9 protein-coding genes are annotated in these 9,061 nt (G+C 67.2%); 1 reads left to right on the top strand and 8 read right to left on the bottom strand.

Annotated elements, in window-relative coordinates; translation table 11 throughout:
• The 8 genes from H505_RS49530 to H505_RS0133170 form a co-directional block, all read right to left on the bottom strand.
• The coding region (locus tag H505_RS49530) for a transposase (RefSeq protein WP_157433233.1) at nucleotides 1-213 on the bottom strand (213 nt) is incomplete at its 3' end.
• 164 nt (nucleotides 214-377) lie between these two features.
• Nucleotides 378-1,358, bottom strand: coding sequence for a type I-B CRISPR-associated endonuclease Cas1b (gene cas1b / locus H505_RS0133200; RefSeq protein WP_026405389.1), 981 nt, complete (start codon nucleotides 1,356-1,358; stop codon nucleotides 378-380).
• Nucleotides 1,359-1,856: a CRISPR-associated protein Cas4 gene (locus H505_RS0133195; RefSeq protein WP_026405388.1), complete on the bottom strand. Its 498-nt coding sequence runs from the start codon at nucleotides 1,854-1,856 to the stop codon at nucleotides 1,359-1,361. It lies immediately after the preceding gene.
• Nucleotides 1,853-4,252, bottom strand: a complete 2,400-nt coding sequence (locus H505_RS0133190; RefSeq protein WP_026405387.1) for a CRISPR-associated helicase/endonuclease Cas3 — start codon at nucleotides 4,250-4,252, stop codon at nucleotides 1,853-1,855. Before H505_RS0133190 ends, H505_RS0133195 begins: the two co-directional genes overlap by 4 nt.
• Nucleotides 4,253-4,270: 18 nt before the next feature.
• The gene (gene cas5, locus H505_RS0133185) at nucleotides 4,271-4,924 is read right to left on the bottom strand and encodes a CRISPR-associated protein Cas5 (RefSeq protein ID WP_034521132.1); all 654 of its coding nucleotides are present in this window, start codon (nucleotides 4,922-4,924) and stop codon (nucleotides 4,271-4,273) included.
• Nucleotides 4,925-4,984: 60 nt separating this feature from the next.
• On the bottom strand, nucleotides 4,985-6,034 hold the full coding sequence (gene cas7i / locus H505_RS0133180; protein ID WP_026405385.1) for a type I-B CRISPR-associated protein Cas7/Cst2/DevR: 1,050 nt from the start codon (nucleotides 6,032-6,034) through the stop codon (nucleotides 4,985-4,987).
• On the bottom strand, nucleotides 6,031-7,434 hold the full coding sequence (locus H505_RS0133175; RefSeq protein ID WP_026405384.1) for a hypothetical protein: 1,404 nt from the start codon (nucleotides 7,432-7,434) through the stop codon (nucleotides 6,031-6,033). The genes cas7i and H505_RS0133175 overlap by 4 nt, the downstream gene beginning before the upstream one ends.
• Nucleotides 7,435-7,477: 43 nt before the next feature.
• Complete coding sequence (locus H505_RS0133170; protein ID WP_245592691.1) at nucleotides 7,478-8,011, bottom strand: CRISPR-associated endoribonuclease Cas6; 534 nt, start codon at nucleotides 8,009-8,011, stop codon at nucleotides 7,478-7,480.
• A 772-nt stretch (nucleotides 8,012-8,783) separates the two neighbouring features.
• Here H505_RS0133170 and H505_RS0133165 point away from each other — a divergent pair.
• Nucleotides 8,784-9,061: transposase (locus tag H505_RS0133165; protein WP_026403339.1), on the top strand; the 278-nt coding region annotated here is incomplete at its 3' end.

Raw genomic sequence — 9,061 nt, 5'->3', positions numbered from 1 at the left:
TTCGCGTTCCCGGAGGCTCTTCGGGGCGCCGGCCGGTGTGGTGGACGCGTCGTCGCCGTGGCGTCTGCGGTAGTCCTTGACCCAGTTGCCCAGGGTGGTGTCGTGGATGCCGCCCTCACGGGCCACATGGGCGATGGGGCGCGGGCCGTCCAGGACCATGCGGACGATCTCGTCCTTGTGCTCCTGGGTGAAATGCCGCCTCTGTCGTGCCAACGACCTTCCCTTCCGGTTCTCCCCAACTCTAGTTGGGGCCCTGTCCGGAAGATCCGTGGCACCTCACTGCGTTGGACGTGGTGCAGGTATTTGCGGCAGGTGCGCAGGATGCGGGGATTGCGCTCGGCGGCGGTGTCGTAGACGACGATGACGTGCATGCGGGCTCACCACCAGATGCGGAAGGGTTTGTAGGGCGTGCCTTCCAAACAGCGGCGTGTCAGGGCGAGTGCGTCCAGGTAGAGCAGTTCGTCGTAGGCGACGGGCCGGCCGAGGGTGCGGTGAGTGACGGTGGTGGCGAGTTCGTCGCGGACGGTTTGAACAACGAGTTTGCGGCCGCTTTCGCTGAGCATGGCCTGGTTGACCTCGCGGTCGAAGTGATGTTCCTTGAGCTGGTTGCGTGCGGCCATGCGCAGGAGCAGGCGCTCGGCGAACAGCGGCTTGAACATCTCGGCGAGGTCGAGCACCAGGGAGTGGCGTTGGCGTTCCATGCTGCTGTGGAGGAAGGCGATCCCGGTGTGCAGCGGGGTCAGGCGCAGGGCGGTCAGCATGCGAGCGTAGATGATGCCGTTGACGTAACTGATGAACGCGTTTCCGGCGTTCTTGGGTGGGCGGCGGCTTCGCCCTTCGAGTTGCAGCCAATCGGGAAGCTTGGAGTCGAGCACTTCCCAGGCGGAACGGCGGAAGTTGCCTTCGATGCCCATGAGGTGTGCGGAGTTTTCTGCTGTGGGCAGTTTCTCTTGCAGGACCGAGTATGGTCGCGCAAGGAGTTTCCGATCGATGACCCGCCGGGTGTTGAAGGCGGTGGCGTCCACGATGCTGCGGGCGATGTGGAGGGCCGCTTCAGGGTTCTCCACGAGACGTGCCTGGGCGAGGACGGTTTCTCCGGACGTGCTGGTGTCAGCGGTGAGGAGCGAACCCGCGTAGTCCCCGTAGTAGCTGAGTAGGTGCACGTTGATGCGGTGGCGGTTGAGCAGGGCGACCACGGCGGTGTTGATGTCCGTCTCTGCGCAGGCGACGATGTCTCGGACATCGGTGATCGGAATATGGACCTTGCCTGCACTCTCGCGTTCAATGACGAGGGATTCGTCTTTGCGGCGGATGCGGCATGGGGTGGTCAGCCAGTAGGTGCGAGTAGCGGCAGGCATTCATTCCGTCCAGCAGTAGTCGGTGAAGCTGCATCCCCGGCAGGACGAGCGCGCCAAGCGCTCGGGCGAGGTCGGTTGCGCAGCGACCGTGAGGACTTCGGCGATGTCGGCTTCTGCCTGGGCGGCTGCCTCTGCCGTGTAGGGACAGCGGTGAGTCCGTCGGGTCTTGGGATAGTGCAGGACCGCGCCTTGGGCGTCGATACCGATGAGTTGTAGCCGGTAGCAGTAGTGCCGGCCTTGTGCTTGGTCGGCTGCTGTAGGGCGAGACGACGACTTGACCTCGTGAACCCAGTGCTGTCCGTCGACGAAGTCGAGCCGGGCTGATCCCAGGTCGACGGCTGTATTGCGGGTGTACGAGGTGTCGTGGACGGCCTCGCCGAGTTGAACGGTGCTGCTCAGGTGCTCCGGGCGGATGCCTCTCAAGTACAGCCATAGCTGGCGGCGACAGTGGTACAGGTACTTGATGTGGACGCCACCCACGTCGTCTGCGCCGATCACAGGACCTCACCCGGCTGGTAGATCTGCCGCGGGTCCTGGTTGATCGACTGGAGGCCGAGGCGTGGATCGTAGACGGCGTCGATGAGACGGACCTGCAGGGTCTTGTCGTACGCGCCGAGGCCTTTGGCCCATGCGGGCAGGGGGATGAGGAACTGATCGGCGTAGAGGCGGCCACTTTTCTTGCTGGACGCTCCTCTTAGCGCGTCTTCGTAGTCTTCACGATCGTTGGAGAGGATGGCTTCGGATCCGTCGAACTGTTCGTCGAACTCTTGAGCCAGGTCCGTGCGGTCCGCGAAGGGACTGGCGAATTGGAGGAACGCGCGGTGGAATAGTTCGCGATGGTTCTCGACGTCGTCCCGCCACTGGGCTCCCCAGGGGCCGTCGTAAATTTCGTCGAGCCAGGTGGTGATGATCCGTTCGTCGATGGTCTGGCCGTCATGCCGGGTGAGGATGTCCCACGCGTGCTGGGTGGGGGCGGCGGCGTAGACGCCGTCGGCCCAGAGGTCGGGACCCGAGCGTCGGGCGGTGTAGGCGGGCCGATGGACGACGACGGGCGCCGGATCAAGGCTGGCGAGGCGGTTGACGCGGCCGAACCGCTGGATGAGGGCCTCTAGTTCGGCGGCCGAGGTGTGGCATGCGTCGAAGTCCAGGTCGAGGGAGACTTCGAGGGCCTGCGTTCCGACGAGCAATCCTGGCCGACGGGGACGGCGTGCGGCGAAACGGGTCGTGATCGCTTCCTCGATGGCGGTGCGGTCCATGCGACGGAAGCGTGCGTGGAGCAGGTGCGCGGAGTGTTCGCCGTGCAGTTCGGTGCAGAACGGCGCCAGGTTCTCGAAGATCGTGATCGCGTCACGGACGTTGTTCGCGACGACGAGCACAGACTGATTTCGAGTGAGCCGTTCCCGCATTTCGTCGAGGGACGAGTCGTCGGTGAGGTGCTCCTGCCGGATCTGGAGCCGGTGTCGGACCGGGACGGGCGTCCCAGGCGGAGGTTCGATGAGGTGGGTCTGTCCATCGAGGGTTTCGCCGACCAGCTTGGTGAGAGCGGTGGGCATCGTCGCGGACAGGACGGCGATGCGGCCGCCGACGTCGAGCCAGAACCGCATCATGGCCAGGATCATGCCGAGGCGGCGGGTGTCGTAGGCGTGTAGTTCGTCGAGGACGAAGAGCGAGTTGGCGCTGTCGGTGAGGATGCTGGAGTGGACGGGGCCCGCCATTGCCCCCTTGAGGAGTTGATAGGGCGTCCCCACGCGCAGCAGTTCCCGAAAGTTGCGGGTCGCCTCGGCGCGCGAATGGGCCTTGTCGGCCGCATCGTCGCCGCCTTCGCTGGGGCATCCATCTGCGAGCGATCGGGCGAGGTGGTACGAGGCGGCTTTGGAGTGCGCCACGCCGATGCCGTCCGGTGACCCGAGCTCGTTGCCGAGGCGCTCGGTCATGGCGTTGATGCTGGCCAGGTAGGGCAGGAGGTAGAAGAGGCGCGGGTTGCCACCGGTGCGTCGAGAGAGATCGCCCATCTGGTTGACGGCCCACAGCAGCACGGCTTCGGTCTTTCCGCTGCCGGTCCACGAGCGTAGAAGCAGGTGGCCGTTCGTTTCGGCCGCCTCACGCTGCTGCGGGCGGAGAGAGTGGCCGCCTTCGGTGAGGCGGGCGGTCAGCTGGGCGGGGTAATCGGCCGTCAGCGGATGCCGGGTGAGCAGGGACGCATGCGCCGAAGAGAGGTGGTCGGCCATGGTGACCGCGCCCAGCAGCAGCACTGCCGTCGCCCCGGCGGGGTCATCGGACGGCAGCGACCACTCCCAGCGGTCCATCAACGCGGTGAACAGCTTGTGCGCGGAGTCGGTGAGCTGTCGGAGAGAGAGCTGGGGTGCAGGGCGGGTGACGGGCAGGCCGAACTCGTCGGCGGTCATGTGCAGCCAAGTCACCAACTCGGTCAAGCGTGCCTGGTCGGCGGGGGAGAACCGGCGTGCGAAGCCCGTCGATGTGTCATCGCCGTACTGGGTGATCAGCGTCTGTTTGGACGATGCGTCCAGCCCGCTCGTGAATGGCCGGTGGTGTCCTGCCACGGCGGCGGCGACCCACAGGCGGTGTTCATCGGGCAGGTGCGCCAGCAGCCGGTCGACGAAGCCGAGCGACAGGACCTCGTGGCGTTCTCCCCAGATGGTCGGTTGCTGCGACGTGTTGCCGATCATTCGCTGGAAGCCGTCCGGCAGCTTTCCCGGGTCGTGCAGCAGTGCGGCCAGCGCGGCCCACGTCCAGAAGTCCGGCGGCATGCCGGGGATGTCGCCGATGCGCGCCCGGATTGCCAGGAGTGCTTTCAGGGTGTTCAGCAGGTGATCGGTCAGCAGCTCGCCGGGTGTTCCCGGCCTTGTCGAACTCTTCGCGCGCAGTTCGCCCACGGCAGTGCTCCAGGACGTTCAGGCGACGCGGGTCATGTGGCTGGGATGGACGAGCGGCAGCAGGGCCACCGCCTGCCCGTGTTCGGTGGTCAGGCCCGTGTCGATCTGGGCTCGCGCGCCGCCGGCTGCATATCGGTAGCTGTCCCATCGGGTGTGCGCTCGATCGGCCGAGATCATCGTGGTGAGCCGCAAGGCAGTTCCGACTGCGCCGGGGACGTCGGCGGGCAGGACGGCATGTCCCTGGATGCCGGAGCCGACGGCGAGTTCGGTGCGCTTGACGCGAGCGGACACCAGGTCCTGGCTGCGGCCCAGCTTCAGCGGCCATACCGGACGACGCATGGCCCGCCACCACAGGTCGAGGTCGTCGGTGAGCCAGAGGGTCAGTGTGGTGAGTGCGAGGAACTCGCGATTCTTGATGGTGGTGTTGGTGGTCGTCCCGGGGCTGCCGAGGGGATGGTAGGTCTCCAGGTCGTCGCCGGTGGCGGCGGCGTGGAAGGTCATGGCGAAGCGGGTTTGGATGGGAACCTGGTCCCAGCCTCCGGCCGCGGCGGCGAGCAATCCGCCGACCGTCGAGGGCGGCGGGCAGGGGAGACCGACCTGCAGCCCGTCGTAGAGAGGGTTGCGGAAACTGACGATCGGGGCGGTGATGGTCAGTTCCAGTGCCTCTGGCATGGCGTGCCTCCTCACGGGCTGGACAGCAGATCCCCTCACAGGGGCGATCACCGCAGGGCGCTACGCCGCGGGGTCGTCGAACCAGGCGTCGTGGTCGCCGGCCTCGATCTCGTCGGCCAGGCCGTTCAGCATCGTCCGGGGGTGCGCGAGGACGAGCCGCTCGTCCTTGACGAGGTCGGCGAGGTCGCTCTGCGCACGGTCGCGTTGGCCGCCCAAGAAACCGGGGGCCCAGCCGATGCGAACGGGGCCGTCCAGTTCGTCCGCCCACGCCGTGATCTCTTCGCGCAGGATGTCCGCGTCGAAGTACGTCGCCTTCTCGCGCTCGCGCACCACACGGGTGAACGGATTGGTGCCGCCCTTCATCGGCGCGAGGATCACCAAGGCCGGCGTCCGGTCACCGTAATGCGCCGACTGCTTGGCCCCGCCCTTGACCATCGCCATCGTCCGCAGCAGCACGGCGACCCGGCGGCGGCGTTCGTCGATGGGCAGGCGCACGCACCGGACGCCGCGCAGCGTCACTTCGCCGCCGCCCTTGCCGAGCACCTCGGCAGCGACCGCGTCGGGCAGCGCGGCCTTGGTCGTGGTGCCCGACATCTCGAACGTGCCCACTCGCGGCAGGTCCAGCAGCAGGTCACCCGCGAGGTCGGCGGTGTACATCTGGTGCTCGTGGATGACGGGGTGCGTGCCGGGGCCGAAGTCCCGGCTCATCGTGCCGAAGTCCATCTCGGGCTTGTTCGGCGTGATCGCCACCAGGGTGCCGGTCGCCAGAACCGTGTCCCGCATGAACGTGTTCGACTTGGCGCCCGCCCCTTCGCTCTTGACCGCGATCATGTAGCCGAACAGGTCATCGTCCAGGTACAGGTCGGGGCGTCCGTGGGTGTATGCCTGCTGCTTCTTGCCTTCTCCGCTCCGGACGACCGGCGAGGTCGGCTCGCCCGTCGGCAGGCTGTCGCGCAGCCAGCGGCGGCTCGCCTGCGCCGACACGTACGGGTACGTGTGCCTTTCGCCGACCTTGAACTGCTTGACCATGCCGCGGTTGTCCTCGCCGCGGCCGTTGTTGGGTGCCCCGGCCTTGATCTCCAGGATGCTCTGCCCTGCCAGGAACGTCACCGCGCGGCTCCTTCCTCCTGGTCGACGCCCACTGCATCGGCCAGTTCCTTGATCTCTTCGAGTTCTTCCTTCGACCCCTTGGGGCGCCAGCCGGCGTCGGCCAGGGCCTCCAGGACGGCGAACACCAGCAGCCGTCGCCACGACCAGGACCGCTCGTCCTCGAACAGCAGCCGGTAGTCCTGCACTGGCAGCAGCACGGGCGGCATGCCTTCGGGGCGGGGGAACAGAAGCCAGTCCACACCCTTGGAACGGAACCAGCCGTACAGGTTCCCGCCTCGGGAGTTCGCTCGGATGAAGTCGCGGAACGGCCCCGGCCGGTCGTCCTGCCCGAGCAAGGCGGCGAGCCGTTGCGCCAGCTCCTTGATCCGCTCGACGTCCTTGTCGTCCATGGTCAGTACCTCGCGGCAGTAGGAGTACAGAAGGGGGCCGAGCTTCGACGTCTCCGCAGGCAGCGGCACAGTCGCCGAGACCCGGCTCAGCAGGTGGCCGACCGCGAAATCCAGCACCTGCGCCGGACGCGCGAATGCTCGCTTGGCCAGAAACGCTTCACCCGGAACCTGCTTGGTGGCTTGTGACGCCACCAGCGCCGGATAGCCGGCTCGGCGCTCGGGATCGCGGTTGGTGGAACGGAGCCACTCGGCGATGGGTTGCTGCAACTCCTGTGTGGTGAGCAGCTGCACCTTGTTCGAATTGGACAGGACGAGCAGTTCCACACCGGCAGTGATGCGCCTGCTGTACGCCCGGACGGCGGTCAGCACACGCAACTCGTGAGCGTATGGGCCAAGCTTCCCGGCCTTGGGCGCTCCGACGACCGATACTTCCCACGTCCGCCTCACCGCGTCCCTGGTCATGTTCGCCAGGAAGACGTCGTCCCACGAATGGATCGCCGCCGCTCTCCCGCCCGAGATCGTCGCCCCATAGGGGAACGCCCAGAGGCTCGCGACGCACGGGTAGCACAGAGGCGTCCCCTCGTGCCCCGGTGCCGTCGTGTTGCGGTGGGCGACGCTCGCACCGAGCGGGATGTCGACCTTCCCGAACCAGTCGCACGCCGCCCGCCCGCAGTACGCGCACGACACACCCGGCCAATCGGCCGGGTCACGCGGGGCCCGCCACTCGCCGATCAATCGCCGACGCTCGTCGTGGGACTGCTTGCCCCGTGCGGTCGGATTCAGCTTCGAATTCGGCCACAGCAGGTAACTCGCCGCCAACCAGAACCCGCCGGGATCGGCCGCCTTGGCGACTTTGACCGTGCCCAGCAGGTCATCGGTCATCCGCTGCACTGCCTTGGCGAGCACGTCACCGACCACCTGCTCGGGACCCCCCACCTCGGCCAGGGTGGCGAGGGCGAAGGCCCCGATGCGCTGCAGGGGACTCGCGGTGAGCACGACCGAGTCGGGCAATGCCTCCTTAGCCGTTGTGTCGGCCCCGGGTGTTGTGGCGCGGTCAGACACCGATCCAGCCCATCCCCGTGCTGTTGGCCTGCCCGAGCCCCCACGAGTGCAGTGCCGTGAGGGTTTCGGGTGCCCCCGAGATCGTCACCTCTACGCACGCGCCCGGCTTCTTGCCTCCGCCACCGCGTGCGCTGCCCACCGCGAACGACCGCTTGGGCCCCACCCAGCCGACGGCCTCCAGCGTGACGTCCGGATCCAACCCGAGGGTCTCGGCCTTGCGGCGCAGGTTGCCCTGCATGTAGACGTCCCACTCGGGCTCGCCCGGCAGGCACCATGCCTGGCGTCGAGTGCGCACACCGGACTCGTCCCGTCCCGAGGACTTCATCACCACGGGCGTCACCGTGCGGAAGACCGCCCGTCCAGAAGAGAAGTCGAGCACGTCCAGGCGCTCGATGTGGTCGATGATGAACGCGGTCGCGCCCCAAGCGAGCACGGGCGTCGATGCCAGCGCGGCGGCCCAGCCCTCCACGACATCCGGCAGGGGACTGCCGAACTCCAGGACGCCCGGCCCGTCACTCGCGTACACCCCGCGCCGGCGTCTGGCTGCGGGGAAGACCGGAGCTCCGTACCCGAACGGGACCAGCCCGTGTTCCCCCCAGCCCTTCGCATGAAGCGCCTGCCCGAGCTGGGGCGCGCCGCGTTCGAGCAGCCCGTAGGACAACGCTCGTCCCGGAGCCAGCACCTCGTCCCACGCGAGCTCACGTGCCCCGGTATGGAAGGTCAACCGCAACCGCACGACGACACCCCCGTCCTCCTCGCCCCGTATAAACCCCGCGACGAATCGTCGCTGGGCAGCTTTGTCGGTGGCCGCTGTCATGGTGTGGATACGCAGCGCAGCGACCTGGCCCAGAAGGTACGCCCACAGACGGGGCGATGTCTCGCAAAGCAGCAAACTTAACCACGAGTCGATCTTGTTGGCGCATGTCTCGAGAGGGGCATCACTATGCTGACGAGCACGTTTGCTCCCACCGCTGTTGGGGTCGCAACTGGTTGAGTTTCCTGCTGGCCGGGCACGCCTGGGCGCGGACTCACCTCATTGCCCCTCCGAGGGGTCACGGCGGGCGGCGCCACGCCCTGGGTGGAGCCGCCGCATGAGAACCTTCAGGAATACGGACGGAGCGTGGTGTTCAACAAGCCGATTTCAGCGGGTCCCCCGGTTCAGTTGCACTACCGGAGGCTCGCTGCAAAGTCGGGCCGAGACAGAGCGCCCAAGCCAGGCGCAACCTGGGGCTTGAGGTGCCACGGATCTTCCGGACAGGGCCCCAACTAGAGTTGGGGAGAACCGGAAGGGAAGGTCGTTGGCACGACAGAGGCGGCATTTCACCCAGGAGCACAAGGACGAGATCGTCCGGATGGTCCTGGACGGCCCGCGCCCCATCGCCCATGTGGCCCGTGAGGTCGGCATCCACGACACCACCCTGGGCAACTGGGTCAAGGACTACCGCAGACGCCACGGCGACGACGCGTCCACCACACCGGCCGGCGCCCCGAAGAGCCTCCGGGAACGCGAACTCGAACGCGAGAACCGCAAACTCCGCGAAGAGAACGAGTTCCTGAAAAAAGCCGCGGCCTTCTT

It is taken from the genome of Actinomadura rifamycini DSM 43936 (genome assembly GCF_000425065.1).
GTDB lineage: Bacteria > Actinomycetota > Actinomycetes > Streptosporangiales > Streptosporangiaceae > Spirillospora > Spirillospora rifamycini.
Note: the sequence above shows the minus strand (reverse complement) of the source record. Positions and strands in the feature narration are given on the sequence as shown.